Genomic DNA, 26,279 nt, shown 5'->3' with positions numbered 1-26,279 from the left:
CACAAATGCGCGGGGTTCGGGACCGAGACTTCTTCATATTCCGACTGGTCAAACTCTACGCCTAAAAATTTAACACTTCTAACTGCCAAATTTAACATATGCACCGCCATTTCGGCTTGACCCAAAATCACCCAAATTGGGCGGAAAGAGCAGATTATCGTTGGGTATGTAAGACTTATACATTAACTTTGTATTCAATAGTTTTGAATACCATAAAGTTACAAAACTTTATGGACATAAAAAAGCCTCAGCTTGTGAAAGTTGAGGCTTTTGCTATTTTTTTTGAGAAATAGTTCTGCAACAACCTCTTTCCTTGCTACAACAGTCTGCAAATTATCTGATTTCAGGAGTTTTGCAACACCCTCATGCGGGATGGGGAGCAGCATGCGTTGGATGCCTGTAAGGTGGTGGATGTCTGCGGACGCGTAGGTCAGAGGGGCATTAATACATGATGCACCGAGATTTCGGCTTGGGTCTGATTTTCGCTGATAGTACCCTTTGAGTGCACTATAGAAAGAAATAACGGCTGGCAATCATGGGATTGTCAGCCGTTATCAGTACCCGGACCCGGGCTCGAACCGGGATGGGTCGCCCCAACGGTGTTTGAGACCGTCGCGTCTACCGATTCCGCCATCCGGGCGATGGTTTGCGTTGCAAAGGTAATGAGTTTTTTTCTTTCACGCAAATTATCGTCGCGTATTCGGTCAGATTATTGTGCTGAATGGGCTGAAATTTATGCGTGAGGGGGATTTTTTGTGTGACGGGGCGGCGTTATCGCACCTTTTGCGGGGGATGCGTGTGGTAATTTTGCGGTATAAAATCAATCACGTAAAGTTATGAAAAAAACAGACTATCCCGACAATCTTCCCATTTCACGTAAAGCATATGATGGTTTTGTAGGCCGTATCAGAGCTATTCTCGGCACTACGTTTGAGGGTGATTCAATGATTCATGCCCTGAATGATTATCTCAAGGGTGACCACAGTTACAGATGGGGGCTTGACCCGGCATGCAGGCTGGCGTTTGAGTTTCTGCGTCAGGAGATTGACAAGGCTATGGAACGTTCGCGCAAGGCTCGTGAACGCGCCGCCCTGCGTCGCAGCCGCAAGGCGGAGTCGGAGGCTCTCGCTGAGCCGGTGGCCGAGGATGTCGCCGCCGAGCCTCGTGACAATGGCGCAGAGTCACGCGACGTGAGTCGGGCGGTGATGTCTGACTCGGAGGGCCGGCCGACGGTGGACGACACCGGGTCGGGCTGTCGGGCTGACGCTCAGTCGGGGCTTTTGAGGAGCACGGAGCGGAGTGCGCGGCGCGAGCGCACGTGTATCTCGGTCGGGGTGTAGTCGAGTATGCCCTGGGCGTGCATCGAGTCGAGCGCGGCTATAAACGAGGTGCGCTGCACTCCAAACAGTGAGTAGAGGTCGCGCTGCTTGGCGGTGAGTGTGACGTCGGTGGCGTCCATCTGCGTGAGGGCTATTATCCAGAAGGCTATGCGTTCCTCGAGCGAGCCGGAGGTTACGGCCAGCATGCCGTCGACGGCCTTCTGGGCGTTGGTCGAGAGGATGTTGAGATAGTTGAAAAGAAACACTTCGTCGCTCTGGAGCACCGGGATGAGGTCTTTCTTGTCAATCTGCATTATCGACACCGTGTCGATGGCTGTGGCCGAGGCGGGATATTGCGTGTTGCGCCCGAACAGGAAGTCGGGCGATATGACGGACGGGGCCGCGAGGGTCTGGCTGACGCGCACGCGGTCACTGTCGTTGCGTATGGTCATGCGTACATGGCCCGAGATTATAAACTTGATGTGTGTGCATGGCTGGCCGGCCTCAAACATATTCTCGCCCGGGAGATATTTGAGGAACGCAAGCCTGGTGTTGCCCACTATCTCCGACAGACGCGAGTAGCTGACTCCCTTGAAAAGAGGTAGTGTCATCAGATTTTCATACATGCTGTTAGGTGTCATGACTTATGCGGGCTAAGAGGTGGTTGGAGGGTTGAAACGTGAGTGTATATTCTTAAACGTATCGCGGAGCCGATTAGTTCTCACGGCGGGCGTCGCGTCGGGTCTTAAAATAGAGCTGGGCCGAGTTGATGGTGTTTTGCCACGCCACATATGCCGCGGGGGCCACCGAGGCGATGGGGTGGAGATAGGTCAGAGCCATCCATATGGCCAGCACGGTGTTTTTCTGACCGAGGCCCTGCGCTCCGGCTATCTTGTCGCCGCAGCGAGCTCCGATGCGGCGTCCGATGTAGAACTGTCCGCAGCACACGGCCAGCGACAGTCCGGCGAGCCACAGCATTTCGGGTATCATCTCGGAGGGCTCGGCCATGATGAAGCTGACGGCGCGTCCTACGACGATGAAGAGCGACACGGCCCATATGTAGAACGACAGCGACTGGTGGGAGGCTATCCCGGCATGCACGCGTGGCATGACTTTACGCAGGGCCAGGGCCGTGAAGAGCGGCAGTATTATCAGCGGCACCACGCGTGTGGCGATGAGGATGACCGACTCAAGAAAGGTGATATCAGCCTCCGAGCCCATCATGGTGAAGAGCAGTGGAGCGGCGATGGCCACGGTGACGTTGGAGACTATGGAGAATGTGGCCAGGCGCGGGACGCTCCCGCCGAGCATGCCTGTAATCACCGGTGCGGCTGTGGCCGTGGGACAGAACACGCAGATGAATGTGCCCTCGGCAAGCTCACGGTTTACCGGCAGCAGGGCGAGATAGAGCGCGATGGCTCCGAGGGTCTGCACCGCTATGAGCATCCATGACAGGCGTGTGATGCGAAACTCGCTCGGCCTGACGCGGCAAAACGTGATCAGGAGCATCACAAATATCAGATAGGGGGCCAGGAAGGCGATGGCGTTGATGACGTCATGAAACAGCACCCCTCCAAGCATGGCTATAGGCAGCATCCAGGGTTTGAGACGCTGTCGAAATGTCGTTACATTCATCTTTTTATGAAAAATTGCCACAAAATTACGCAAAAATTCCTAAGTTTGTACCTCACATAAACTTTTTACCTCTAATAATACCGATGGCTGACAATTATCTGGAAAAGCGCATGGAGGAGTATCGTTCGGGACGGCTGGCCGTGCGCAGCCGCACTTCTTCGTCGATGAGGGCTCCGCGTCGCAACGACTCCCTGACGTTGCGCTATGAGCCTATGACGGTGGCTGTTATCGCTGATGTCATGCGCCCTGTCGTGGCCGAGACCATAGGGGCTTTCACGGCTGTGGGATGCCGTGTGGCATTCATGGCCGCGGATGTCAGGGAGGGCAATGCCGTGGCCCAGCGCACGGGGGCGCGATATTATCCGGCGGCGTTGGGGCTTGAGGGTATGCTGGCCGACATGACCGCGCATTGGGGCTGTCCGCCCGAGGTGGCGGTCACTTTCATGCCGTCATTATCGCCCCGGGGTGTCGCCTCACGGGTTATTGAAGCCTACAGATGGCTCACCGATTCACCCGACCCCTCGGTGCTCGCCCGCCACATACTCTATCTCGCCCATCCCGACAATGCGTTTCTGCTCGGATGATTTAATCGCGTCCCGTGGGCGGATTGTTGACGGTAGGTTGCGAAAAAATCATTACCTTTGCAGAAATATTAACCGAAAAACAAAATACCGATACACCATATGGCACTACAATGTGGCATTGTGGGGCTTCCCAATGTGGGCAAGTCCACACTTTTCAACTGTCTCTCAAACGCTAAGGCCCAGTCGGCCAACTTTCCTTTCTGCACCATCGAGCCCAATGTGGGTGTGATCACGGTGCCCGACGACCGTCTCAACAAACTCGTGGAGATGTGCAATCCCCGTTCGGTGGTTCCCGCTACGGTGGAGATTGTCGACATCGCCGGTCTGGTGCAGGGCGCGAGCAAGGGCGAGGGCCTGGGCAACAAGTTTCTGGCCAATATCCGCGAGACTGACGCCATACTCCACGTGCTGCGCTGCTTTGACGATGACAATGTGACCCATGTTCACAATACCGTCGACCCCGTGCGCGACAAGGAGATTATCGACTATGAGCTTCAGCTCAAGGACCTCGAGACCGTCGAGAGCCGCATCGCCAAGACTCAGAAGCAGGCTCAGACCGGTGGCGACAAGGTGGCCAAGATGCAGTATGAGGTGCTTAAGAAGTATCAGGAGGCTCTTCAGCAGGGCAAGCCTGCCCGCACGGTGACGCTCGAGACTCCCGACGAACAGCGTTTTGCCCGCGAGCTGTTTCTGCTCACGTCCAAGCCTGTGATGTATGTTTGTAATGTCGACGACGCTTCGGCGGCCGATGGCAACAAGTATGTCGAGGCAGTGCGCGAGGCCATCAAGGAGGAGAATGCCCAGTTGCTCGTCGTGGCTGCGCAGACCGAGAGCGAGATAGCCGAGCTTGACACCTATGAGGAGCGTCAGGAGTTTCTCGCCGAGATAGGACTGCAGGAGTCGGGTGTGGCCCGTCTGATACGTGCCGCCTATGCTCTGCTCAATCTTCAGACGTTCTTCACGGCCGGTTCGGACGAGGTGCGTGCCTGGACATTCATGCGCGGCAGCAAGGCTCCGCAGTGTGCCGGCATCATCCACACCGACTTTGAGAAGGGCTTTATCCGCGCCGAGGTCATCAAGTATGACGACTATGTGACCCTCGGGTCGGAGGCCGCTGTGCGCGAAGCCGGCAAGATGGCCATCGAGGGCAAGAATTATGTGGCCCAGGACGGCGACATAATGCACTTCCTCTTCAATGTGTAAATAAGATACATAAGGACAAAAGTCTTTTTGGAGACTTTTGTCCTTATTATATACTTAGTTATCTGAATCATAAATCTTATATCACCTAAATATTTTGACGACCTGACATGCGAAACTTATTATTATCGCTTACACTTGCCGCCGGTCTGCCCGGGGCCTTGGCTCAGGGCCCTCAGAGCAGTTATCTGATGCGTTATGACAAGCCGGCCGAGTATTTTGAGGAGGCCATGGTGATCGGCAACGGCACGATAGGAGCCATCGTGTATGGCGGCACGGCCAAGGACCGCATCTCGCTCAACGACATCACTCTCTGGACCGGCGAGCCCGAGAAGGGGGTGACCACTCCCGACGCCTACGAGGCTCTGGCCGACATACGCGCGGCTCTCGACCGCGAGGATTATCGCGCGGCCGACTCGCTCCAGCTCAAGGTGCAGGGCCATTACAGCGAGAATTACCAGCCGCTCGGCACTCTGACCATAACTTACAGGGACACTCCGGAAGGCAAGCCGGCCGAATACAAGCGCGGACTTGACCTGCACTCGGCCACGGCGTTTACGTTTGCCGGGTTCGGTCGTTCGGATGACGACCGCCGTCTCACCACATATTACGCTTCGGCTCCCGACTCAGTGATGTTGATACAGGTGCTGTCGGGACGGCCGTTCAGTGCGGTCATCGCACTCGACTCGCAGTTGCCTCACACAGCCGTGGCCTCGGGCGACGCCATCACTTCGACCGGCTATGCGGCCTATCAGTCTCTGCCGGGCTACACCTCGTTTGAGGAAAAGCTGCGTTATGACCCGGAGCGGGGCACCCGATTCTGCACCATAGTCAAAGCCGAGCCCATCGGCGACGGTGAGGTCAAGGCTCTGCCCGACGGCAGTCTCGACGTGAGCGGATGTACGGGGCTGAATCTCTATGTGACCAATGCCACGAGTTTCAACGGTTTTGACAAGGACCCGGCCAAGGAGGGCAAGCCTTACCGACAGTTGGCCGAGGCCCGCATACGCAATGCGTCGGCCAAGGGCGCGGAGGCCGTGCGCCGTGACCAGCTTGCCGACTATACAGCCCTGTTTGACCGTGTGACTCTCGACCTTGGCACCACGCCCGACTCCATAGCCTCGCTCCCGACCGACGTGCAACTGATGCGCTATACCGACCTCGGCGAGACCAATCCCGACCTCGAGGAACTGTATTTCAACTATGGACGCTATCTGCTCATCTCGTGCTCGCGCACCGAAGGGGTGCCGGCCAATCTGCAGGGCCTGTGGAACGAGTATCTTCTGCCGCCGTGGAGCAGCAACTACACCACAAATATCAATGTGGAGGAGAATTACTGGCCGGCCGAGGTGACCGGTCTGGGCGAGCTTCACGCCAAGGCGTTGATGCCCTGGATAGCCAATCTGTCCAAGGGGGGACATGAGACGGCCGCTCATTATTATGGCGTTGGCCGGGGCTGGGCCCTCGGGCATAATTCCGACATCTGGGCCATGACCAATCCCGTGGGACTCAACTCGGGCGACCCCGTGTGGGCCAACTGGGGCATGGGCAGCGCGTGGCTGGCTTCGCATATATGGGAGCATTATCTCTTCACGCAGGACCGCGAGTTTCTGAAGGAGTATTACCCGGTGCTTCGCGGCGCGGCGTGGTTTTGCCTCCTGTCGCTCATCGAGAAGGATGGCGAGCTGATAACGTCGCCCTCCACGTCGCCCGAAAACAAGTATGTGACCGACAAGGGTTATCACGGGGCTACGCTCTACGGCGCGACGTCCGACCTGGCCATGGCGCGTCAGTGCATGGCTGACACCCGCGAGGCGGCGCGCACGCTCGGTGTTGACGAGGAGCTGTGTGAGCGTATCGACTCGACTCTGACGCGTCTGCGTCCCTATAAGATAGGCCGCAAGGGCAATCTTCAGGAGTGGTATCACGACTGGGAGGACGAGGATCCGACCCACCGTCATCAGTCGCATCTCTACGGTCTCTATCCGGGTCGCCACATATCGGTGGACTCTACTCCCGACCTGGCCCGCGCGGCGGCGCGCACGCTCGAAATCAAGGGTGACAACACTACGGGATGGAGCACCGGATGGCGTGTGAATCTGCTCAGCCGTCTGCGCGACGGGGAGAAGGCTTATGCCATGTACAGGCGTCTGTTGCGCTATGTGTCGCCCGACAATTATCAGGGTCCCGACAAGCGCAGCGGCGGCGGTACGTATCCCAATCTGCTTGACGCTCACGCGCCGTTTCAGATAGACGGTAATTTCGGCGGTACGGCCGGTGTGGCCGAGATGCTTGTGCAGTCGACGCCCGAGTCTATAACTCTGTTGCCGGCTCTCCCTTCGCAATGGCGCGACGGTGAGGTGAAGGGGCTGCGTGCCCGCGGCGGTTTTATCATCGACATGGTGTGGCGCGACGGCAAGGTGACGGACTATAAGATCACCTCCCTGACCGGGAAGCCTTATAGTTTAGAAAGTTTATAGAGTTTGTTTATAGAGTTTATAGAGTTTATAGAGTTAAAAGTTTAAAGGAGTTAAAAGAGTTAAGGAGGGCTACAAGACGATGTAGCTCTCCTTTAAACTTTTAACTCTATAAACTCTATAAACTCCTTTAACTTTATAAACTTATCTTCCGTATTCTTCGAGGTAGGCTTCGCATGCCATGCACAGTTCGTCATACCATTCTTTGCCGAATCGTTCGGTGAGTGGGCCTTTGAGAAACTGGTAAAGGCGTATGCCGAGCTGACGTCCTTTCTTTTCGGCGGCACTGCATATCTTCCAGCGGTGGTAGTTGACGGCTGTGAAGGTGGGATATTCAGTGAGCCTTACGGGATAGAGGGCGCATGACGATGGTTTGCGGAAGGTGCCTGTCTTGCCTTCGTTGTAGGCGCATTCGATGGCACACTGACACACTCCGCCGGGTGCGTAGCAGGTGTAGATGCAGTTGCGCCCTTCGACTATCTGTGTGACGAGGTCGCCGTCGGGGTCGAGGTAGCTGGTGCCGGCTTCGGCGATGCGCTCGCGGGCGGAGGGGAGGAGCTTGTCTTCAAAGGCGGGCAGGAGCTTGTCTATCTCGTCGCGCTCGGCTTGGGTGAGCGGTGCGCCTGCGTCGCCTTCGATGCAACATTCGCCGAGACATGCGTCGATGTCGCAGCAGAAAAATTGTTCCGCAAGGTCAAGCGAAACAAGTGTGTCCTGTATCTGTAACATTATTTCTTCCATGTTAACTTGCTCTTCGAGCAAAGGTTATGAGGTTATAAGGTTATGAGGTTATGAGGTTATAAGGTTATTGGCGGGTCAGGTGCCTGAGGTGATGGTGGTGATGCCTACGAGTCGGTCAAAGCGTGTGCCGCGCGGACGGTGGTAGACTTTGACGGTGTATTGGTTGACGGTCTGGTATTTGTCGCCTTCGACGGGGGCGGTGAGCCCGCGGCCGTCGGTGCCGTTGGGCACGGTGAGGTATTGGTAGTTGTAGGCTCCCTGTTTGAGCAGCAGGGATTGTTCGTAACAGCCTGTGGCGTGGTTGTAGACCATGTGTGACACGGGGTCAAACCGCCTGTCGGTGAGGTCGCCTCCGATAAATATGTCGGCTCCGGCAAGCGGCGGCATCTGTAGGGTGAAGTGAGTGAGCACGTAGTCGGCTTCGGTGTCGCTGTCGGAGGTGTCGGTGCTCCTGACCAGGTAGCGGCCCTGCTGGGTGCTGTCGTAGAGGTAGCTCTGCGTGGCGCGGGGGGTGTCGGTGTAGAGCAGGGCGTTGTAGACGGGGGTGTCGTGGGTCACGCGCTCTATGCCGAGTCCGGGATAGTTGACCGATGAGGTGTCGAAGCGGCGATATTCGTTGCCTGCGTCGAAGATGAGCGGACGCAGGTGTTCGTATATCACTCTCTGTCCGTTGACGCGCTGGGGGGTGGTGAGTATGACCTCGTTGTCGGGGCGTCCGTTCTGGGTGACGACTATGCGCAGGTCGTTGAAGGGGTCGTCGAGGCTGAGATTGCGTGTGTCGACTGTGATGCCAAGCTGCTGGTGGCTGTCGTTGGAGTCGATGTCGGTGCGCGAGCTTACGGTGACGCCTATGGGGGCGGTGAAGTCGCATACGGCGAAACGTGCCTGCAGGAGTGTGTCGTCGGGGTCGCGCTCGTCATAGACTCTGACCAGATAGTTGCCGGACTGAGTGATGCGTACCTGTTCGTTGGGCAGTGTGATGGTGTAGTGGACGTAGTGGACCACGGTGGCTTGGGAGTAGCGGTAGTCGTCGACGGTGCCTTCGTTGAAGCTGTCGAGAAACTCTGAGTCGACCAGCCCTTCGGGCCGCCATGAGGCGTCGCAGTGGGTGAGTGAGTAGCGCAGGTAACGGTGTTCGTCGGCAAGTTCGTCAAACGAGATTATTATCCTGTCGGACGGGTCGGCGAGGTTGATGACGGGCAGGGCGAAGAGGTCGCCGCCGAGGGTGACGCCGAGGGTTTTGAAGGTTGTGTGCATGACGCCCTGGCGCGTGTCGGCCGGCTCTTCGCCGTGTGTGGCGAAGGGGAGCAGCAGGAGCAGTGACAGCAGGGTCTTGAGCGGTCTATGCATCTTGGGCTGAAAGACGGTTGTGAAGGAGGGCCACGGCGTCGGTGATGAGGTCGATGCACGGTTTGCCTCCTTCTTTCTTGAGGTCGCGACAGTCGGTGTAGCCTTCGAGGTTGTCGAAAGCTGTCACGGCCTCTCTGACGTGGCGGTAGAGTTCGGGGCGGGGTAGGTCTTTGTGTACGAGACCGAGCACCATGGCTGAGCCTGTGACGGCTCCGCAGATTTCGCCGCTGGCTCCCAGGCCGGAGCCAAATCCGTGGGATACGTCGGCCAGCAGACGGCTGTCGCCTTCGATGATGTCGTCAAACGAGAGGAGCAGACACTGGGCGCAGTTGTAGCCTTGGGCGCGGAGCTGGCGGGCCCGCTCGACGCGCTGGTCGAGAGTGTATTTCATATTTTCCATACAGTGTGTAATTACCAGTTGATGGGTGTCAGGCCCCGCGAGACGAGATAGTCGTTGGCGCGGGAAAATGGGCGGCTGCCGAAAAATCCGCGCGACGCGCTGAGCGGGGAGGGGTGGGGCGACTCGATGACGCAGTGGCGCGTGCGGTCGATAAATGCTCCTTTGCGCTGTGCGTAGGCTCCCCAGAGGATAAAGACGAGCCCTTCGCGCTCCTGGGCGAGACGACGCACGGCGGCGTCGGTAAATTCTTCCCAGCCGCGGCCCTGGTGTGAGCCTGCGCTTCCTGCTCGTACGGTGAGGGTGGCGTTGAGGAGCAATACGCCTTGTGTGGCCCATCGGCTGAGGTCGCCCGAGGGAGGTGGTGTCACTCCGAGGTCGGATTGGATTTCCTTATAGATGTTCTGGAGCGAGCGTGGTATCTCTATGCCCGGATTGACCGAGAAGCTGAGTCCGTTGGCTTGTCCGTAGCCGTGGTAGGGGTCTTGTCCGAGTATCACGACTTTTACTTTGTCAAAGGGGCATGCATCGAAGGCTGCAAATATCCTGCCTGCTGGCGGGTAGATGACTGCTGATGCATACTCTCCGCGCACGAAGTCGGTGAGCCGTGCGAAATATTCTTTGTCCCATTCGGCGGCAAGTGCGTGATGCCACGATGGCTCTATCCTCACGTTCATGATTGGTATTGGTTTCTTTTTTTCTTGCAAAAATACAAAATATATCTTAACTTTGCACTTTATAAGGCTCCAATATGGCATATTGGGATGATATGTTCCCGTAGTTCAATGGATAGAATATCGGATTCCGGTTCCGACGATTAGGGTTCGACTCCCTACGGGAATACTAATGCCAAAAGCGGACAAAGGTCTTTATGTTGAGACCTTTGTCCGCTTTTTGGTGTTGGGGGGATGGGGCTAATGGGCCAAATGGGGCTAATGGGGCTAATGGGCCAATGTGGATGGGCCGGGCTTTGCGCGCTCATGCTTCCGATATTATGGTCGGGGGGAGGTTGAGGCCGGCTTTTTTGGCTTGGGTGTGCTGGTGCTCGCGGGGGATGCGGTAGAGGCGGCTGTCTTTGAGCAGGTAGGTGCCTGTCTGGTGGAATGTGAAGGGGATGCCGGTGGCCTCACACTGGCGGCGGATGTCGAGCACCCATTCGTAGTCGAGCGGGCGGGCGTATTTGCCTGATTCGCCTCCGACGGATACGTCGCGTATTTTTGCGGGGTCGAGATAGGGACGCAGGTCGATGGGGCCGAGCAGGGGGGCGGCCACTATGGTGCGGTGCTTTATGGGGAGGTCAAGGAATATGGGCAGACGGTAGTCGGCCATGGCTTGATTTTCGACGGAGCATCCTATGCCTATGTGGTCGTATCCGTCGCCCCAGTCGGGTGGTAGGCATCGGGCGAGGCGGTCGATGCGTTTGGTGAAGAAGAAGAACCGGCAGTCGCTGCGCAGACGTATGATGTCCCATATCTCGCTGCGCCATGGGTCGGCCTCTTCTATGAGAAAGTCGGAGGTGAAACACAGGGCAAACTCCGAGCCGGGCGGATATTTCCAGTCTTTGCGTCGGTTGAGCTGCAGGGGCATGTGGAACGAGCGGGTGCGTCGCACTTGGCTTGTGGCTGTCGTGGTGCCGAAGGCGGCGTCCTCGCGATAGACATAGCAGTGTCGGCATCCGGCACTTATCTTGTGGCAGCCGTGCCACGGGTTCCACATCGGGGGCATTGGCATTGTCGCGTCAGGCTATGCCGATGAGCTCGATTTCAAAAATGAGTGTCGAGCCTCCGGGTATGCCGGGCTGGTTGGATTTGCCGTAGGCCTGTTCGGCGGGTATGTATACTTCCCATTTGTCGCCTACGTGCATCTGTTGCAGGGCGATGATCCATCCGGGGATGAGTTCGCGCAGACGGAAGGCCGGTGCGACACCTCCACGGCTGCTGTCGAAGGTCTTGCCGTTGATTGTCTTGCCGGTGTAGTGGACTGTGACCACGCTCGAGCGGTTGGGCGACGCTCCGTCGGGCTTGCCGCGCTTGACGGGTCGGTAATATATGCCTTTGTCGAGGGGCATCACGCCTGCTTCACGTGATTTGGCGGCGAGCCATTCGCGATTTTTGATTATATAATCCTGCTTTGCCATAAATATTGAATATTGGAAATGCAAAGGTATTGAAAAAGTTAAAGAAGTGGAGTGTCTGTCGAGTGTTTGTCGACGGATTTTTGCTTTTTTAATCCATTGATGGCTCGGGGGTGGGAATTTTTTCGTAACTTTGCGACTTCGGATACTTTAAGATGTGTCTGAGAGCATTCTTTGACAGAGAGTGTTCTTTTACCAAGAATTTTAACAAGACAGATAAATACAGTTACGATCAAAAATGGCTACCCAGGAAGATGTATTCAAGAAAATTGTGAGCCACGCCAAGGAGTATGGCTTTGTGTTTCCCTCCAGCGAGATTTATGACGGACTCTCGGCCGTGTATGACTACGGTCAGAACGGCGTAGAGCTCAAGAACAATATCAAGCGTTACTGGTGGGACTCCATGACCCTGCTTCACGAGAATATCGTAGGCATCGACTCGGCCATATTCATGCACCCTACCATCTGGAAGGCTTCGGGCCACGTGGACGCGTTTAACGACCCTCTGATTGACAACAAGGACTCGAAGAAGCGTTATCGCGCCGATGTGCTCATCGAGGAGCAGATAGCCAAGATTGAGGATAAAATCAACAAGGAGGTGGCCAAGGCCGCCAAGCGTTTCGGCGAGTCGTTTGACGAGGCAATGTTCCGCCAGACCAATCCTCGTGTGCTTGAGCATGCCGCCAAGCGTGATGCTCTGCATGAGCGTTTCGCGCAGGCTATGAATGACGGCGATCTCAACGAGCTGCGCCAGATAATCATCGACGAGGAAATCGTATGTCCTATCTCGGGCACCAAGAACTGGACCGAGGTGCGTCAGTTTAACCTCATGTTCAAGACCGAGATGGGCTCGACGGCCGACGGCGCGATGGCTGTGTATCTGCGTCCCGAGACAGCGCAGGGTATCTTTGTCAACTATCTCAATGTGCAGAAGACCGGCCGTATGCGCATCCCCTTCGGTATAGCACAGATAGGCAAGGCTTTCCGTAACGAGATTGTGGCCCGTCAGTTTATCTTCCGCATGAGGGAGTTTGAGCAGATGGAGATGCAGTTCTTCGTGCGTCCCGGCTCGGAGATGGAGTGGTTCAACAACTGGAAGCAGTTCCGTCTGCGCTGGCACAAGGCTCTCGGTCTTGGCGACGAGAAGTATCGCTATCATGACCATGAGAAGCTGGCCCACTATGCCAACGCCGCGACCGACATCGAGTTTCAGATGCCTTTTGGCTTCAAGGAGGTCGAGGGTATACATTCCCGCACCAATTTTGACCTTTCGCAGCACGAGAAGTTCTCGGGCAAGAAGATACAGTATTTCGACCCCGAGCTCAATGAGAGCTACACCCCGTATGTCATCGAGACATCGATCGGAGTTGACCGTATGTTCCTGAGCGTGCTCTGCTCGAGCTATGAGGAGCAGGCACTCGAGGGAGGCGACACCCGCGTGGTGCTTCACCTGCCGGCACCGCTGGCTCCTGTCAAGTGTGCCGTCATGCCGCTTGTGCGCAAGGACGGTCTGCCCGACAAGGCTCGCGAGATAGTCAACGAGCTTAAGTTTGACTTTGCGACCCACTATGAGGAGAAGGATTCGATCGGCAAGCGTTACCGCCGCCAGGATGCCATAGGCACACCTTACTGTATCACCGTAGACCATCAGACACTGGAGGACAACACCGTGACTCTGCGCGAGCGTGACTCGATGGAGCAGACCCGCGTGAAGGTGGAGGATCTTCACAAGATTATCCACGACAGCGTGTCGATCAACACCCTCCTGCGCAAGCTGGGGTGATTACGCTATGGTTTAGAGAGAGTTAACAACAGTTTAGAGAGTTAAAGGCAAGGGAGTTGAAGAAGGTTGCATGGCTTTTTTTAACTCCTTGCGCTCCTTAACCAATAATATTAACAGACAATGCGTTATTTCAAATTATTTCTTCTGATGCTGGCACTGCTGCCCGCTCTGAGCTCATGTAACTACAACTCGCTTGTGGAGCAGAAGCAGGGCGTAGAGCAGCAGTGGGCCGAGGTGCAGAACCAGTATCAGCGTCGAGCCGACCTGATACCCAATCTGGTGAACACTGTGAAGGGTTATGCCACCCATGAGAGCTCGACGCTCGAGAAGGTCACGGAGGCACGTGCGGCCGCCACGTCGGTAAACATCAATGCCGAGGAGCTCAACGAGGAGACTCTGGCAAAATTTCAGGCTGCGCAGAATCAACTGACCGGCGCGCTCAAGTCGCTCCTGGCAGTGTCGGAGGCTTATCCCGACCTGAAGGCCAATGAGAATTTCCGCGACCTGCAGGTGCAGCTCGAGGGTACAGAAAACCGTATAGCTACGGCCCGCGGACGTTACACCGAGGCAGTGGCCGGCTATAACACAGCTATCAAGAAGTTTCCCACCGTCATCTATGCCGGATGGTTTGGCTTCACGCCCCAACCTCAGTTTAAGGCCGACGATGCCGCCCAGCGCGCACCGGAGGTAAAATTCTAAACATAAGAATGAAACATATCACACTCCGCCTCCTACCTTTCGCGCTCGCGGCTATGGCCGGGGCAGTGTCATCGTCGTGTAACGATGACGGCACCACCACCTGGGAGCAGTATAAGGAATGGCGTCAGACCAATCTCGACTTTTACGAGGAGCAGAAGTTTCTCATGGACCCCGACGGCGACGGGATGTATTACCAGACGCAGGTCGCACCCTGGAACTCCGGGGCAGAGATACTCATCAGGTATCTCAATGACCGCTCCAAGACCGAGGGCAATCTCTCGCCGATGCTGACGTCGACAGTTGACGTGAAGTATATAGGCCGGTTCTATAACGGCGTGGCTTTCGACTCGTCATACAGCGTGCAGCCCGACTCGGTGTTTACCACCGGAGTCAGCGATGTGATAGCCGGCTGGACTCTGGCACTCCAGTATATGAGAGTCGGCGACAGCGCGCGCGTGGTCATCCCTTACGGCATGGGTTACGGGTCGTCGGGCAGCGGCAGCATCTATCCCTACTCCACGCTCGTGTTTGACATCAAGCTCAAGGACATAGTGGACTACGAGGAGAAACACTGACCGAATAAAATATGGATTTTCAGCTTCAGGCAACAGCCCCCGGCACTAATGCCCGTGCCGGGCTCATCACTACCGACCATGGCACTATCGAGACACCCATATTTATGCCTGTGGGAACGCTCGGGAGTGTCAAGGCCGTGCATCAGCATGAGCTGCGCGACGATGTGAAGGCCCAGATAATACTCGGCAATACGTATCACCTGTATCTGCGTCCGGGCATAGATATACTCGAGAAGGCCGGCGGACTCCACAAGTTTAACGGATGGGAGCGACCCATACTTACTGACAGCGGCGGCTTTCAGGTGTTTTCGCTGTCGGCCAACCGTAAGCTCACCGAGGAGGGCGCGTGGTTTCGCTCGCACATCGACGGGTCGAAGCATCTCTTTACACCGGAGAGCGTCGTAGACATAGAGCGCAGCATCGGAGCCGACATCATGATGGCTCTCGACGAGTGTCCGCCGGGCACAGCCGACTATGAGTATGCGCGCAAGTCGCTTCGTCTCACTCAGCGTTGGCTCGAGAGAGGATGGAAACGTTACAAGGAGACGGAGGGCAAGTATGGCTATTCGCAGGCATATTTCCCGATAGTGCAGGGGGTGGTGTATCCCGACCTGCGCCGCGATGCGGCCAGGCATGTGGCCGACCTCGGAGCCGACGGCAATGCTATCGGCGGTCTTGCGGTGGGCGAGCCGGCCGAAAAGATGTATGAGATGATCGAGGTGGTCAACGAGGAGCTGCCCGCCGACAAGCCCCGCTATCTCATGGGTGTCGGGACTCCGGCCAATATCCTCGAGGCTATCGACCGCGGTGTCGACATGATGGACTGTGTGATGCCTACGCGCAACGGCCGCAACGGCATGCTCTTCACGGCCCATGGCGTCATGAACATGCGAAACAAGAAGTGGGCCGACGATTTCTCGCCACTGCAGGAGGATGGTCCGTCGTATGTTGACCGCGTGTATTCTCGCGCCTATCTGCGCCACCTCTTCATAGCCGACGAGATACTGGCCATGCAGATAGCTTCGATACATAATCTTGCTTTCTACCTGTGGCTCGCAGGTGAGGCCCGCAAGCATATTATCGCGGGTGACTTCAAGCCCTGGAAGACTCAGATGATAGAAAACGTGACTCGCCGGTTATGAAAATACTCGATTGGTACATAATACGCAAGTTTCTCGGCACATACGTATTCGCTATATTTCTGATATTGTCGATTACGGTGATGTTTGACATCAACGAGAAGCTCGATGCGTTTCTCAAGGCACCGCTCAAGGCCACAATCTTTGATTATTTCCTTAACTTCCTGCCTTATTTTGCCAATCAGTTCAGCCCTCTGTTCACGTTTATCGCGGTGATATTTTTCACCTCCAAGCTGGCCGACAACAGTGAGATCATAGCCATGCTTTCGACGGGCATGAGCTATCGGCGTCTGCTGCGGCCTTATCTGATAAGTGCGACGGTCATCGCGGCCATCACGTTTGTGCTGAGCGCGTATATAATCCCTCCGGCCAATGTCAAGCGCATAGATTATACCAACGAGTATGTCAAAAACAAGCGTGTGGACTATGGCACGAATATCCAGCTCCAGGTGGCCAAGGGGGAGATAGCTTATATGTCGCGTTATGACAACCTGCAGAAGACGGGCTATAAGTTTTCGCTGGAGTCGTTTGACGGCAAGACGCTTGTGTCGCGTCTGACGGCCCAGACTATCCGCTGGGATACTCTCCATCACTGGACTGTGCGCGATTATATGATACGCGATTTTGACGGCCAGCGTGAGCGTATACGCCGCGGTGCGCGTCTGGATACGATAATCCCTATCGAGCCACGCGATTTTCTTATATCCAAAAATGACCAGGAGATGCTAACGTCGCCGGCTCTCAGCGAGTATATCGACCGTCAGAAGGAGCGCGGTGTGGCAAATATCAAGTCGTTTGAGATCGAGAAACACAAGCGTTACGCTATGACTGCGGCGGCGTTTATCCTCACGGTGATAGGTATGTCGCTGTCGTCGCGCAAGGTCAAGGGGGGTATGGGTGTGAATATCGGCATCGGACTGGTGTTGAGTTTCAGTTATATCCTGTTTATGACGGTGACGTCAACGTTTGCGGTTTCGGGCTATACTTCGCCCATGATCGCGATGTGGATACCCAATATCCTCTATACGTTTATCGCTATCTATCTCTATTATCGCGCTTCGCACGGGTAATAGAAAAAGTAGATACAAAAGGACAAAAGTTTCAAAAGCAACAAAAGTTTTTTAATTGTCTGTATGTCAATTGCTGAATACAGATATTGAAAAAACTTTTGTTGCTTTTGAAACTTTTGTCCTTTTGTATCTTTCTTATGCGTCGGAAATTATGCTCTCATGGTGGGCTGGCTATCCGTATATAAGTTGTTTGGTTGCATCAAGCTCCTTCCGAAAATATTTGTTGGATACTGAATCGTCACATACCATGTCTATTTTGCGTCCCAACAGGCTTTCGAGTTCGTGGATAAAGTCAAAGAAAATGTCGGCCCAGTCAAGCCCGTCACGGCGGATGCTTTCATCATCAAAATTGACTGAAAAGTCAACATCGCTGTCGGCATTGAATCTTGGGGTGAGGATGGAACCGAATACCCATAATTGGGCAACTCTATACTTTCGGCATAGAGTAATGATTTTATCCATATTCATCTCAATCAGCTTCATAGCGCAAAAATAATAATAAGTACTAAAAAAACAAAGTATTAATCCTGTTTTTGGGTGCTTATCATAATATATTGGACCAGAGATGGTAATATTCCTGTTCCTTTCATGTCGACGGATGTATTATTTGGATTGCTTGAAGAGCCATTCTCTTACGGGGGTGAGGCGGTAGGCGTAGTCGAAGGAGTACATGTGTTCGCTGCCTTTGCCGTCGGCGGGGAGTACGGTCTTAGACTCGAAGTTGATGATGGTTATCGGTGCGCCTTTGGCAAGAATGGCTCTGGCGAGTGCGTCCTGCTCGGCCTGCGGGAGTCGGGCACTCCACTCGGTGTATTCATATTTCACTCCTGCATTGTCGGCTGCGGCTTCGAGCGCGCCGAAGGTGCCGGCTTTGCCTGCTGTGATGAAGACAAATTTATGTTTGACGAGTTGGGGGAATGTCGCGCTGTCCCAGTGACAGTCGACAAATATGGATGCTGCGAAGAGGTCGGGGTAGGCTGAGTTGTAGTACATCGATATCATGCCGCCCATCGACTGGCCTGTGGTGTAGAGGCGGTTGGTGTCGACCTGATTGGAGGCGGCTACCTGCCGGACGAGGCGGGCTACCATGTCGACTTCGTCGGTGTGCTCGTAGGCGTCGTTGACGGCTACGCCTGAGTATTGGGGCACGAGTACGTAGCACGGATGCGCACTCTGCCATTCATCTGTAGCCCATACGAGTGCGCCGTAACCTTGTGTGAGGGGGCGTGTCACGTCGGTGCCGGGGGTGCTGGCATCGGCCATGAAGAGTATCAGCGGATAGGTCTTGCCCTCTTCCATGTCTTTGGGTGTGAAGAGGTTGTACATCATGGTCTTGCCTGTGGCGACGTCGGTGTATTCAAGCTGGCGAAACTCGGGGACTTCGGCTTTGATCATGGCCTGAAGGGTGGAGTCGGCCGACTTGTCGATGACAGGGCCTCCGCCGGGAGTGCCGAGCTGCGGCCCTCCCGGCTTGCCGCTTTTGCGTTGAGGTTTTTCGGAGTCCTGTCGGGTTGTGGGATTGGAGGTGTTGCCTGTGCATGAGGCAAATACGGGGGCGGTGCAGAGCAGTGTCAGTGACATCAGGGATGTGATGGAAAGTCGTTTGATATTCATAATATTATAGAATCTATTATAATATTAAGACTTTGAAGTGGCCAAAGGTTTAGGCGAGGGTGTGAATGACACTTAAATGTGGGTAAACGACGGGGTGTGTGCGATGTCACGTCTGTGCAGGGGGCGGTGGTCATCAGGCGAGGGCCTGGTCGATGTCGGCGATGATGTCGGCGACGTCCTCGATGCCTACCGAGAGGCGGATGAGGTCGGGGGCTACGCCGGCTTCGCGCAACTGCTCGTCGGAGAGCTGACGGTGGGTGTGGCTGGCGGGGTGGAGGACGCATGTGCGGGCGTCGGCCACATGGGTGACTATGGCGATGAATCTGAGACGGTCCATGAAGCGTATGGCGTCTTCACGTGTGCCTTCGAGGCCGAATGCTATGACGCCGCATGAGCCGTCGGGCAGATATTTCTGCGCGAGGGTGTGGTATCGGTCGGAGGGGAGTCCGCTGTAGTTGACCCATTTGACTTTGGGGTTGGCTTCGAGCCATTTGGCTACGGCGAGGGCGTTGGCGCAGTGGCGCGGCACACGCAGGTGGAGTGTCTCGAGTCCGAGGTTGAGGAGGAATGCGTTCTGGGGCGACTGGGCTGAGCCGAGGTCGCGCATGAGCTGTGCGGTGGCTTTGGTGATGTAGGCGTTGCGTCCGAAGGCTTTGGTGTATGTGAGTCCGTGGTAGGATTCGTCGGGGGTGGTGAGGCCGGGAAATTTGTCGGCATATTTGTCCCAGGGGAAGTTGCCGCTGTCGACGATGGCTCCGCCTACGCTCACGGCGTGTCCGTCCATGTATTTGGTCGTGGAGTGTGTCACTATGTCGGCTCCCCACTCGAAGGGGCGGCAGTTGATGGGTGTGGGGAAGGTGTTGTCGACGATGAGGGGTACTCCGTGGCTGTGGGCTATGCGTGCGAATTTCTCGATGTCGAGGACTTCGCATCCGGGGTTGGATATGGTCTCGCCGAAGAGGGCTTTGGTGTTGGGGCGGAAGGCTTTGGCTATTTCTTCTTCGGAGGCGTTGGGGTCGACGAAGGTGCAGTCGATGCCGAGTTTTTTGAGTGTTACGCCAAAGAGGTTGAATGTGCCGCCGTATATGTTGGCCTGTGCTACGATGTGGTCGCCGGCCTGGCAGATGTTGAACACGGCGTAGAAGTTGGCTGCTTGTCCGGATGAGGTGAGCATGGCTGCGACTCCTCCTTCGAGTGCTGCTATCTTGGCTGCGACGGCGTCGTTGGTGGGGTTTTGGAGGCGGGTGTAGAAGTAGCCTGTGTCCTCGAGGTCAAAGAGGCGTGCCATCTGCTCGCTGGTGTCGTACTTGAATGTGGTGCTCTGGTAGACGGGGAGCACTCTTGGTTCGCCTTTGCCGGGTGTCCATCCGGCCTGTACGCATAGTGTGGCGGGGCTGTATTTTTTGTCTGAATCCATGGGGTGTGGGTTGTGTCGGGGGGTGTGTATATAACCATCAAGGACTCTGTCCCGGACAAGTCAGGGGGCAGAGTCCTTGAATATCTTTTAGCTGTGTTGGCTTAAAAGTGGATTAGGCGTTCTTCACCTTGTCAACAACGGCCTTGAAGGCGGCGGGGTTGTTGAGGGCGAGGTCAGCGAGCACCTTGCGGTTGATCTCGATGCCGGCCTTGTGGATGAGGCCCATGAGCTTGGAGTAGGAAAGATCCTCGAGACGGGCAGCAGCGTTGATACGCTGGATCCAGAGGGCGCGGAAGTTACGCTTCTTGTCCTTGCGGTCGCGGTAGGCGTAGGTGAGACCCTTCTCCCAGGTGTTCTTGGCTACGGTCCAAACGTTGCGACGGCATCCGAAGTAACCACGGGTGAGTTTGAGGATTTTCTTGCGGCGAGCTCTTGAGGCTACATGATTGACTGATCTTGGCATTTTGTAATTGTTTTGTGAATGTCAGCGGCACGCGGTATGCTCTTGTTTAAATTATGGGGTGGCTGAACATTCGGTTAACGGAATTAGAATTAAATCACGTTTTTTTCTCAATCAAGAGAGAAGTGTGTCACTTTTGTGAGTGAGCCGTTGTGGCTTTCGCTATAAGCGGATTACTTAAGGGCGAGGAGCTCCTTAACGTTGGAAGAGTCGGCGTGAGACACCAGCGAGAAGTGAGTGAGGTTGCGCTTCTGCTTCTTGGTCTTCTTGGTGAGGATGTGGCTCTTGAAGGCGTGTTTTCTCTTGATCTTTCCTGATCCGGTAAGGGCGAACCTCTTTTTGGCACCGGAATTAGTCTTAATCTTTGGCATTGTGAATGTTGTTAAAAAATATGATTTGATTCGTGACGGCCGGTGATCAATTCGGACCGACGCGTCTGTTGTGTTGCTGATTAATGATTACGGGCTTGAGTCCGTGACCGATTATTTTTTCTTGGGGCTGAGCATGATAATCATGCGTTTGCCTTCGAGCAACGGCATCTGGTCGACCTTGCCATACTCTTCGAGGTCGTTGGCAAAGCGGAGCAGCAATACTTCGCCCTGCTCTTTGAAGAGGATGGAGCGTCCTTTGAAGAAGACGTAGGCTTTGACCTTGGCACCTTCCTGGAGGAATCCGATGGCGTGCTTGAGCTTGAAGTTGTAGTCGTGGTCGTCGGTCTGAGGTCCGAAGCGAATCTCTTTGACCACTACCTTGGTAGCCTTGGCTTTCTGTTCTTTCTGCCGCTTTTTCTGCTGGTAGAGGAATTTCTGATAGTCAAGAATCTTGCATACCGGGGGCTGTGCGGTGGGGGAGATTTCCACGAGGTCGAGCTCCTGCTCTTCAGCCATTTTCAGGGCCTCCTGTATGGAGTATACGCCTGTCTCAACGTTGTCACCTACAAGGCGGACTTCACGGGCGCGGATGCGCTCGTTGGTAGCGTAGGGGTCTTTCTCTTTGTTAGGCACAAAGGGGCGGCGTGGTCCGTTGTTGGGACGGGGAGGACGAGGGGTGAAAGGTTTTTTCTCCATTCAGAGGTTGTAAAATGTCGTTGTTTTGGGGTTATTGATTAATCATCTCATTGACTTCGCGAGTCAATTCGGCTGCAAAGTTAGCAATTTTCATCGAACCTTTATCACCTTCGCCCTGTTTTCTTACGGAAATTTCACCATTTTCGGCTTCTTTTTCGCCAACAATGAGCATATAGGGGATACGTTTGAGTTCGTTATCGCGTATTTTCTTGCCGATTTTCTCGTTTCGGTCGTCGACTTGGGTGCGGATGTCCTGAGCGTTGAGCTGTCGGGCGACTTCGTAGGCGTAGTCGTTGAATTTCTCCGAGATGGGGAGTACGACAGCCTGCTCGGGGGCGAGCCAGAGGGGGAATCGTCCGGCGGTGTGCTCGAGGAGCACGGCTACGAATCGTTCCATCGAGCCGAAGGGGGCGCGGTGGATCATTACGGGACGGTGTTTCTGGTTGTCGCTGCCGGTGTATTCGAGCTGGAATCGTTCGGGGAGGTTGTAGTCGACCTGTATTGTTCCGAGCTGCCAGCGGCGTCCGAGTGCGTCCTTGACCATGAAGTCGAGTTTGGGGCCGTAGAAAGCTGCTTCGCCCAGCTCGGTGCGTGCTTTTAGACCCTTCTCGGCGCATGCGTCGATGATGGCCTGCTCGGCAAGGTGCCAGTTTTCGTCGGTGCCGATGTATTTTTCCTTGTGCTCGGGGTCGCGGAGCGAAATCTGAGCCTCGAAGTTTTCAAATTTGAGTGCCTTGAAGATGTAGAATATGATGTCCATCACCTTGAGGAACTCGCCTTTGATCTGCTCGGGGGCGCAGTAGATGTGGGCGTCGTCCTGCGTGAAGCCGCGCACGCGGGTGAGTCCGTGGAGCTCGCCGCTCTGCTCGTAGCGGTAGACGGTGCCGAACTCGGCCAGTCGCAGGGGCAGGTCGCGGTAGCTGCGGGGCAGCGCGCGGAATATCTCGCAGTGGTGGGGGCAGTTCATGGGTTTGAGCAGGTATTCCTCGCCCTCCTCGGGTGTGTGGATGGGCTGGAAGGAGTCCTTGCCGTATTTTGCATAGTGGCCCGAGGTCACGTAGAGGTTTTTATTGCCGATGTGGGGTGTGATTACCTGCTGGTAGCCGTATTGCTTCTGAATCTTGCGGAGGAACTGCTCGAGGCGGTCGCGGAGTGCTGTGCCTTTGGGGAGCCAGAGGGGCAGGCCTGCGCCTACGTTCTGAGAGAAGGCGAAGAGCTCCATTTCTTTGCCGAGCTTGCGGTGGTCGCGTTTCTTGGCCTCTTCGAGCAGGGTCAGATACTCGTCGAGCATCTTCTGCTTGGGGAATGTGATGCCGTAGACGCGCACGAGCTGCTTGCGCTTTTCGTCGCCGCGCCAGAAGGCACCGGCGAGCGAGGTCACCTTGACGGCCTTGATGGGTGAGGTGTTGGGGATGTGGGGTCCGCGGCAGAGGTCGGTGAATGAGCCTTGGGTGTAGGTGGTGATGTTGCCGTCCTCGAGCTCGGAGATGAGCTCGCACTTGTATTCCTCGCCACGGTCGCCGAAGAGCTTGAGGGCGTCGGCTTTGGAGATGTCAGCGCGTACGATTGGCTGCTTCTCGCGGGCGAGTTCGAGCATTTTTTTCTCGATTTTTGCAAAGTCGGCCGATGTGAGCTGGTTGTCGCCCGGGTCGATGTCGTAGTAGAAACCGTTTTCGATGGCGGGACCGATGCCGAATTTCACGCCGGGATATAGCTCCTGGAGAGCTTCGGCGAGAAGGTGGGCCGACGAGTGCCAGAATGCGTGCTTGCCTTCGGGGTCTTCCCATTTGTGGAGACGGAGGGTAGCGTCCTGGTCGATGGGGCGGGCGAGATCCCACTCCTTGTCATTTACTGTGGCGGCGAGCACGTCGCGGGCCAACTGAGACGACAGGCTTTCGGCTATCTGCAGTGGAGTGATGCCGCTCTCATACTGCTTTACGCTGCCGTCGGGAAAGGTAATGTTGATTGATGCCATTAATATTATATATGTGGGGGAGACATACGGACGACTCCCCGCTGTTTATTCAGTTTGCAAAGGTATGAAATTTTCGCTAACTTTGTGCTAATTTAGCTCGAAAAGAGTGCCGATAATATGAAGAAAATCAACAGTGCTACAGTCCAGCGTATCCTTGACGCCGCCGATATCGTGGAGGTGGTGAGCGATTTTGTGTCGCTCAAGCGCAAGGGTGCCAATTACTGGGGTCTCTGCCCGTTTCACAACGACCGTTCGCCGTCGTTTTCGGTGTCGAAGTCACGCGGTCTCTGCAAGTGTTTCAGTTGCGGAGAGGGTGGCAGTGCGGTCAATTTTCTCATGAAGCTCGAGCACCTGAGCTATACGGAGGCGTTGCGTTATCTGGCGCGCAAGTATAATATCGAAATCGAGGAGCGCGAGATGACGCCCGAGGAGGAGCGCAGAGAGACTGCCCGCGACAATATGCTTGCGGTCAACGAGTTTGCGCTGCGCCATTTCGAGTCCAATCTCACCGATACCGACGAGGGGCGCGATGTGGGTCTGAGCTACTTCCGCCACCGCGGCATCAGTGACCAGATGATAGAGCGTTTCCATCTGGGCTACGCGCTCGAGGGTCGCGACAGGCTCTATAAGTCGGCCATAGAGCGCGGTTACAGCGAGGAGTATATCCTGGCTACCGGTCTGAGCACCCGCACCGATGACGGGCGCATCTATGACCGTTTCCGCGGACGTGTGATTTATCCAGTGCATTCGCTTTCGGGCAAGGTGGTGGCTTTTGGAGGCCGCACTCTGCGCTCGGACAAGTCGATGGCCAAGTATGTCAACTCGCCCGAGAGCGATATCTATTCGAAGCGTCGCGAGCTCTACGGTATGTTTCAGGCCAAGCAGGCTATCGCCAAGGCCGGGAAGTGTATCATCGTGGAGGGTTACATGGATGTCATATCGATGCACCAGGCGGGCATATGCAATGTGGTGGCTTCGTCGGGCACGGCTCTGACGGTTGAGCAGGTGAGGCTTATCAAGCGTTTCACGAGCAATGTCACGCTTATCTATGACGCTGACGCCGCGGGCATCAAGGCTTCGCTGAGGGGTATCGAGCTGTTGCTTCAGGACGGCATGGATATCAAGGTGTTGCTGCTGCCGCAGGGCGAGGACCCTGACTCGTTTGCCCAGAGCCACAGTTCGACTGAGGTGGAGGAGTATATACGGGCCAATGAGACTGATTTTATCACTTTCATGGCGCGTATTCTGCTCAAGGATGTGGAGGACGACCCTACGGCCCGCGCTAATGTCATCACCCGTATTGTCAAGACTATCGCTCTGATACCTAACGAAATCACCCGCAGTGTGTATGTGCAGGAGTGTTCGCGCATACTTTTTATCTCGGAGGAGGTGTTGCAGCGTCAGGTGGGTATATATTATAATGAGTATGCTCTCAAGTCGCGTGAGGATAAGCTGCGCGAGGCTTCGCTCACTATGCCTCAGGATGTCGACGATGGTGCTGCGGATGCTGATGCGGCTCGTGCGGATGCTGAGGCTGAGGCGGCACAGGAGGCTGCGGGTGGTCAGGCTCCGGCGGTCAATCAGCATGCTCCTTATCTGCGCCGCTATGAGATGGCTCTTATGCAGCTTGTGGCCCGCTATGGCAATTATGCTTTTGCCGAGGTGGTGGGTGATAATGACGAGATGGTGCCTATGACGGTGCTGGGCTATATCGAGTCGGATTTGCAGGCGGATGGTATTGAGCTGGTCAATCCTGACTTGCGCCATTTCCTGATGGCTGCGCGCCGTCTGAGCCATGAGGGGTGGGAGGAGAGTTATGCCCGCGAGCAGGAGCGTCTGATGGCCGAGAGGGCTGAGGCGTTTGCGGCGGGTGTGGAGGAGATACGTGCCAAGGCTACGGATGTGGGTAGTATTACGGCTATGGAGCGTACGCTTACCGAGACGGTCGATGCGCGCTATGCGGCTTCGCTCGAGGATTATTGTGTGGGTTATCTGTCGCGCCAGTTGTGTTCGTCGCCTGATGATGTGGTGCGTAATCTGGCTACGGAGATGGTGATCGAGCGTCATACTCTGAGCAAGGTGCATACGAAGTATGCTCATGTGCAGACTGAGCGTGAGCAGTTGGGTGATCTTGTGCCCCGTGCTCTTCATGAGCTGAAGGATGCTATAATCGCTACGCGTATCAAGGATGCGCGTTCGCGTCTGGCGGGGTGTGATAAGAATGATATCGAGGCTATTTTTGCGGTGATGCGTGAACTGCAGGAGCTTGAGGCTATGCGTTCGTCGCTGGCTAAACTTATCGGTGACCGTGTGATCGCTCCGATAAAGTAGATGCCGTGGCCGTGACCATGATCGACTGCTTTTGAGGGATAGTTTTTTTGGAGGGAGTCGTGTTATATTGGCTTCGGTAGGTTACGAGATGTCTTTCAGACATCTTTTTTTGTGGCGTATTTTTTCCGTATGCATCCTGAGCCTTTCAGGCTCGGATGCATACGGCTATCAATTTCCGGAGGTTGTTGCAGAACTATTTCTCAAAAAAAATAGCAAAAGCCTCAACTTTCACAAGCTGAGGCTTTTTTATGTCCATAAAGTTTTGTAACTTTATGGTATTCAAAACTATTGAATACAAAGTTAATGTATAAG

General features: G+C 55.3%; 25 protein-coding genes and 2 tRNA genes. 11 read left to right on the top strand and 16 right to left on the bottom strand.

Going from position 1 to position 26,279, the window contains the following annotated elements:
* Window positions 1-558: 558 nt before the first annotated feature.
* Window positions 559-640 (bottom strand) — tRNA-Leu (locus tag QGT73_RS12665).
* 196 nt (window positions 641-836) lie between these two features.
* On the opposite strand from QGT73_RS12665, the gene QGT73_RS12660 reads away from it, so the two are divergent.
* A complete protein-coding gene (locus QGT73_RS12660; protein ID WP_280122628.1) occupies window positions 837-1,340 on the top strand; it encodes a hypothetical protein in 504 nt (167 codons plus the stop codon).
* Here QGT73_RS12660 and QGT73_RS12655 read toward each other — a convergent pair.
* The gene (locus QGT73_RS12655; RefSeq protein WP_280122627.1) at window positions 1,268-1,960 is read right to left on the bottom strand and encodes a Crp/Fnr family transcriptional regulator; all 693 of its coding nucleotides are present in this window, start codon (window positions 1,958-1,960) and stop codon (window positions 1,268-1,270) included. The two genes, QGT73_RS12660 and QGT73_RS12655, sit on opposite strands and share 73 nt — an antisense overlap.
* Window positions 1,961-2,033: 73 nt before the next feature.
* Window positions 2,034-2,954 carry a bile acid:sodium symporter family protein gene (locus QGT73_RS12650; RefSeq protein WP_280122626.1) on the bottom strand — a complete coding sequence of 307 codons (921 nt, stop codon included), beginning with the start codon at window positions 2,952-2,954 and terminating at the stop codon, window positions 2,034-2,036.
* An 83-nt stretch (window positions 2,955-3,037) separates the two neighbouring features.
* On the opposite strand from QGT73_RS12650, the gene QGT73_RS12645 reads away from it, so the two are divergent.
* The 3 genes from QGT73_RS12645 to QGT73_RS12635 all read left to right on the top strand — a co-directional run bounded on the left by QGT73_RS12645 (window position 3,038) and on the right by QGT73_RS12635 (window position 7,218).
* Window positions 3,038-3,538, top strand: a complete 501-nt coding sequence (locus QGT73_RS12645) for a hypothetical protein (RefSeq protein WP_280122625.1) — start codon at window positions 3,038-3,040, stop codon at window positions 3,536-3,538.
* A gap of 99 nt (window positions 3,539-3,637) precedes the next feature.
* Window positions 3,638-4,741, top strand: coding sequence for a redox-regulated ATPase YchF (gene ychF, locus QGT73_RS12640; protein WP_280122624.1), 1,104 nt, complete (start codon window positions 3,638-3,640; stop codon window positions 4,739-4,741).
* Window positions 4,742-4,848: 107 nt separating this feature from the next.
* Window positions 4,849-7,218, top strand: a complete 2,370-nt coding sequence (locus tag QGT73_RS12635; RefSeq protein ID WP_280122623.1) for a glycoside hydrolase family 95 protein — start codon at window positions 4,849-4,851, stop codon at window positions 7,216-7,218.
* 141 nt (window positions 7,219-7,359) lie between these two features.
* Here the strand turns inward: QGT73_RS12635 and QGT73_RS12630 are convergent, their stop codons facing one another.
* The 4 genes from QGT73_RS12630 to ung all read right to left on the bottom strand — a co-directional run bounded on the left by QGT73_RS12630 (window position 7,360) and on the right by ung (window position 10,380).
* Window positions 7,360-7,944 carry a DUF3109 family protein gene (locus QGT73_RS12630; RefSeq protein ID WP_280122622.1) on the bottom strand — a complete coding sequence of 195 codons (585 nt, stop codon included), beginning with the start codon at window positions 7,942-7,944 and terminating at the stop codon, window positions 7,360-7,362.
* Window positions 7,945-8,031: 87 nt separating this feature from the next.
* Window positions 8,032-9,306, bottom strand: coding sequence for a type IX secretion system plug protein (locus QGT73_RS12625; RefSeq protein ID WP_280122621.1), 1,275 nt, complete (start codon window positions 9,304-9,306; stop codon window positions 8,032-8,034).
* Window positions 9,299-9,706 carry a C-GCAxxG-C-C family protein gene (locus tag QGT73_RS12620; protein ID WP_280122620.1) on the bottom strand — a complete coding sequence of 136 codons (408 nt, stop codon included), beginning with the start codon at window positions 9,704-9,706 and terminating at the stop codon, window positions 9,299-9,301. The genes QGT73_RS12625 and QGT73_RS12620 overlap by 8 nt, the downstream gene beginning before the upstream one ends.
* An 11-nt stretch (window positions 9,707-9,717) precedes the next feature.
* The gene (gene ung / locus QGT73_RS12615) at window positions 9,718-10,380 is read right to left on the bottom strand and encodes a uracil-DNA glycosylase (protein ID WP_280122619.1); all 663 of its coding nucleotides are present in this window, start codon (window positions 10,378-10,380) and stop codon (window positions 9,718-9,720) included.
* Window positions 10,381-10,474: 94 nt separating this feature from the next.
* Between ung and QGT73_RS12610 the strand changes: the two genes are divergently transcribed.
* Window positions 10,475-10,546 (top strand) — tRNA-Arg (locus QGT73_RS12610).
* 135 nt (window positions 10,547-10,681) lie between these two features.
* On the opposite strand, the gene QGT73_RS12605 is transcribed toward QGT73_RS12610, so the two are convergent.
* Window positions 10,682-11,428 carry a DUF5131 family protein gene (locus tag QGT73_RS12605; protein ID WP_280122629.1) on the bottom strand — a complete coding sequence of 249 codons (747 nt, stop codon included), beginning with the start codon at window positions 11,426-11,428 and terminating at the stop codon, window positions 10,682-10,684.
* Window positions 11,429-11,441: 13 nt separating this feature from the next.
* Window positions 11,442-11,840, bottom strand: coding sequence for a BamJ family beta-barrel-assembly machinery protein (gene bamJ / locus QGT73_RS12600; protein WP_280122618.1), 399 nt, complete (start codon window positions 11,838-11,840; stop codon window positions 11,442-11,444).
* Window positions 11,841-12,075: 235 nt separating this feature from the next.
* On the opposite strand from bamJ (QGT73_RS12600), the gene QGT73_RS12595 reads away from it, so the two are divergent.
* The 5 genes from QGT73_RS12595 to QGT73_RS12575 all read left to right on the top strand — a co-directional run bounded on the left by QGT73_RS12595 (window position 12,076) and on the right by QGT73_RS12575 (window position 17,103).
* Entirely contained in the window at window positions 12,076-13,620 is a 1,545-nt protein-coding gene (locus QGT73_RS12595; RefSeq protein ID WP_280122617.1) for a glycine--tRNA ligase, read from the top strand.
* Window positions 13,621-13,740: 120 nt separating this feature from the next.
* Window positions 13,741-14,319 carry a LemA family protein gene (locus QGT73_RS12590; RefSeq protein ID WP_280122616.1) on the top strand — a complete coding sequence of 193 codons (579 nt, stop codon included), beginning with the start codon at window positions 13,741-13,743 and terminating at the stop codon, window positions 14,317-14,319.
* Between the two features lie 8 nt (window positions 14,320-14,327).
* Window positions 14,328-14,894, top strand: a complete 567-nt coding sequence (gene bamJ, locus QGT73_RS12585; RefSeq protein ID WP_280122615.1) for a BamJ family beta-barrel-assembly machinery protein — start codon at window positions 14,328-14,330, stop codon at window positions 14,892-14,894.
* An 11-nt stretch (window positions 14,895-14,905) separates the two neighbouring features.
* Window positions 14,906-16,036, top strand: coding sequence for a tRNA guanosine(34) transglycosylase Tgt (gene tgt, locus QGT73_RS12580; protein ID WP_280122614.1), 1,131 nt, complete (start codon window positions 14,906-14,908; stop codon window positions 16,034-16,036).
* On the top strand, window positions 16,033-17,103 hold the full coding sequence (locus tag QGT73_RS12575; protein WP_123616992.1) for an LptF/LptG family permease: 1,071 nt from the start codon (window positions 16,033-16,035) through the stop codon (window positions 17,101-17,103). Before tgt ends, QGT73_RS12575 begins: the two co-directional genes overlap by 4 nt.
* 171 nt (window positions 17,104-17,274) lie before the next feature.
* Here QGT73_RS12575 and QGT73_RS12570 read toward each other — a convergent pair whose 3' ends face one another.
* The 7 genes from QGT73_RS12570 to thrS all read right to left on the bottom strand — a co-directional run bounded on the left by QGT73_RS12570 (window position 17,275) and on the right by thrS (window position 23,636).
* A complete protein-coding gene (locus tag QGT73_RS12570; RefSeq protein WP_123616993.1) occupies window positions 17,275-17,586 on the bottom strand; it encodes a nucleotidyltransferase family protein in 312 nt (103 codons plus the stop codon).
* Between the two features lie 120 nt (window positions 17,587-17,706).
* Window positions 17,707-18,717 carry a carboxylesterase family protein gene (locus QGT73_RS12565; protein WP_280122613.1) on the bottom strand — a complete coding sequence of 337 codons (1,011 nt, stop codon included), beginning with the start codon at window positions 18,715-18,717 and terminating at the stop codon, window positions 17,707-17,709.
* A gap of 133 nt (window positions 18,718-18,850) precedes the next feature.
* Window positions 18,851-20,134: an O-acetylhomoserine aminocarboxypropyltransferase/cysteine synthase family protein gene (locus QGT73_RS12560; protein ID WP_280122612.1), complete on the bottom strand. Its 1,284-nt coding sequence runs from the start codon at window positions 20,132-20,134 to the stop codon at window positions 18,851-18,853.
* A 112-nt stretch (window positions 20,135-20,246) separates the two neighbouring features.
* Window positions 20,247-20,597 (bottom strand): 50S ribosomal protein L20, encoded by a 351-nt coding sequence (gene rplT / locus QGT73_RS12555; protein ID WP_123616996.1) that lies wholly within the window; start codon window positions 20,595-20,597, stop codon window positions 20,247-20,249.
* Window positions 20,598-20,767: 170 nt separating this feature from the next.
* Complete coding sequence (rpmI, locus tag QGT73_RS12550; protein WP_280122611.1) at window positions 20,768-20,965, bottom strand: 50S ribosomal protein L35; 198 nt, start codon at window positions 20,963-20,965, stop codon at window positions 20,768-20,770.
* Between the two features lie 111 nt (window positions 20,966-21,076).
* Window positions 21,077-21,661 carry a translation initiation factor IF-3 gene (gene infC, locus QGT73_RS12545; RefSeq protein ID WP_123616998.1) on the bottom strand — a complete coding sequence of 195 codons (585 nt, stop codon included), beginning with the start codon at window positions 21,659-21,661 and terminating at the stop codon, window positions 21,077-21,079.
* A 31-nt stretch (window positions 21,662-21,692) separates the two neighbouring features.
* A complete protein-coding gene (gene thrS / locus QGT73_RS12540; protein ID WP_280122610.1) occupies window positions 21,693-23,636 on the bottom strand; it encodes a threonine--tRNA ligase in 1,944 nt (647 codons plus the stop codon).
* Between the two features lie 117 nt (window positions 23,637-23,753).
* Here thrS and dnaG point away from each other — a divergent pair, with 117 nt between their 5' ends.
* Window positions 23,754-25,967, top strand: a complete 2,214-nt coding sequence (dnaG, locus tag QGT73_RS12535) for a DNA primase (RefSeq protein ID WP_280122609.1) — start codon at window positions 23,754-23,756, stop codon at window positions 25,965-25,967.
* Window positions 25,968-26,279 lie beyond the last annotated feature (312 nt).

This window comes from Duncaniella muricolitica (assembly GCF_910574735.1).
Taxonomy (GTDB): domain Bacteria; phylum Bacteroidota; class Bacteroidia; order Bacteroidales; family Muribaculaceae; genus Duncaniella; species Duncaniella muricolitica.
This window is presented reverse-complemented; position numbering and strand designations above follow the sequence as displayed.

What these genes read in the sequence shown, in the direction of transcription:
- QGT73_RS12660 (WP_280122628.1), top strand. Translation starts at nt 837, where the DNA reads ATGAAAAAAACAGACTATCCCGACAATCTTCCCATTTCACGTAAAGCA.
- QGT73_RS12655 (WP_280122627.1), bottom strand. Translation starts at nt 1,960, where the DNA reads ATGACACCTAACAGCATGTATGAAAATCTGATGACACTACCTCTTTTC.
- QGT73_RS12650 (WP_280122626.1), bottom strand. Translation starts at nt 2,954, where the DNA reads ATGAATGTAACGACATTTCGACAGCGTCTCAAACCCTGGATGCTGCCT.
- QGT73_RS12645 (WP_280122625.1), top strand. Translation starts at nt 3,038, where the DNA reads ATGGCTGACAATTATCTGGAAAAGCGCATGGAGGAGTATCGTTCGGGA.
- ychF (WP_280122624.1), top strand. Translation starts at nt 3,638, where the DNA reads ATGGCACTACAATGTGGCATTGTGGGGCTTCCCAATGTGGGCAAGTCC.
- QGT73_RS12635 (WP_280122623.1), top strand. Translation starts at nt 4,849, where the DNA reads ATGCGAAACTTATTATTATCGCTTACACTTGCCGCCGGTCTGCCCGGG.
- QGT73_RS12630 (WP_280122622.1), bottom strand. Translation starts at nt 7,944, where the DNA reads ATGTTACAGATACAGGACACACTTGTTTCGCTTGACCTTGCGGAACAA.
- QGT73_RS12625 (WP_280122621.1), bottom strand. Translation starts at nt 9,306, where the DNA reads ATGCATAGACCGCTCAAGACCCTGCTGTCACTGCTCCTGCTGCTCCCC.
- QGT73_RS12620 (WP_280122620.1), bottom strand. Translation starts at nt 9,706, where the DNA reads ATGGAAAATATGAAATACACTCTCGACCAGCGCGTCGAGCGGGCCCGC.
- ung (WP_280122619.1), bottom strand. Translation starts at nt 10,380, where the DNA reads ATGAACGTGAGGATAGAGCCATCGTGGCATCACGCACTTGCCGCCGAA.
- QGT73_RS12605 (WP_280122629.1), bottom strand. Translation starts at nt 11,428, where the DNA reads ATGCCCCCGATGTGGAACCCGTGGCACGGCTGCCACAAGATAAGTGCC.
- bamJ (WP_280122618.1), bottom strand. Translation starts at nt 11,840, where the DNA reads ATGGCAAAGCAGGATTATATAATCAAAAATCGCGAATGGCTCGCCGCC.
- QGT73_RS12595 (WP_280122617.1), top strand. Translation starts at nt 12,076, where the DNA reads ATGGCTACCCAGGAAGATGTATTCAAGAAAATTGTGAGCCACGCCAAG.
- QGT73_RS12590 (WP_280122616.1), top strand. Translation starts at nt 13,741, where the DNA reads ATGCGTTATTTCAAATTATTTCTTCTGATGCTGGCACTGCTGCCCGCT.
- bamJ (WP_280122615.1), top strand. Translation starts at nt 14,328, where the DNA reads ATGAAACATATCACACTCCGCCTCCTACCTTTCGCGCTCGCGGCTATG.
- tgt (WP_280122614.1), top strand. Translation starts at nt 14,906, where the DNA reads ATGGATTTTCAGCTTCAGGCAACAGCCCCCGGCACTAATGCCCGTGCC.
- QGT73_RS12575 (WP_123616992.1), top strand. Translation starts at nt 16,033, where the DNA reads ATGAAAATACTCGATTGGTACATAATACGCAAGTTTCTCGGCACATAC.
- QGT73_RS12570 (WP_123616993.1), bottom strand. Translation starts at nt 17,586, where the DNA reads ATGAAGCTGATTGAGATGAATATGGATAAAATCATTACTCTATGCCGA.
- QGT73_RS12565 (WP_280122613.1), bottom strand. Translation starts at nt 18,717, where the DNA reads ATGAATATCAAACGACTTTCCATCACATCCCTGATGTCACTGACACTG.
- QGT73_RS12560 (WP_280122612.1), bottom strand. Translation starts at nt 20,134, where the DNA reads ATGGATTCAGACAAAAAATACAGCCCCGCCACACTATGCGTACAGGCC.
- rplT (WP_123616996.1), bottom strand. Translation starts at nt 20,597, where the DNA reads ATGCCAAGATCAGTCAATCATGTAGCCTCAAGAGCTCGCCGCAAGAAA.
- rpmI (WP_280122611.1), bottom strand. Translation starts at nt 20,965, where the DNA reads ATGCCAAAGATTAAGACTAATTCCGGTGCCAAAAAGAGGTTCGCCCTT.
- infC (WP_123616998.1), bottom strand. Translation starts at nt 21,661, where the DNA reads ATGGAGAAAAAACCTTTCACCCCTCGTCCTCCCCGTCCCAACAACGGA.
- thrS (WP_280122610.1), bottom strand. Translation starts at nt 23,636, where the DNA reads ATGGCATCAATCAACATTACCTTTCCCGACGGCAGCGTAAAGCAGTAT.
- dnaG (WP_280122609.1), top strand. Translation starts at nt 23,754, where the DNA reads ATGAAGAAAATCAACAGTGCTACAGTCCAGCGTATCCTTGACGCCGCC.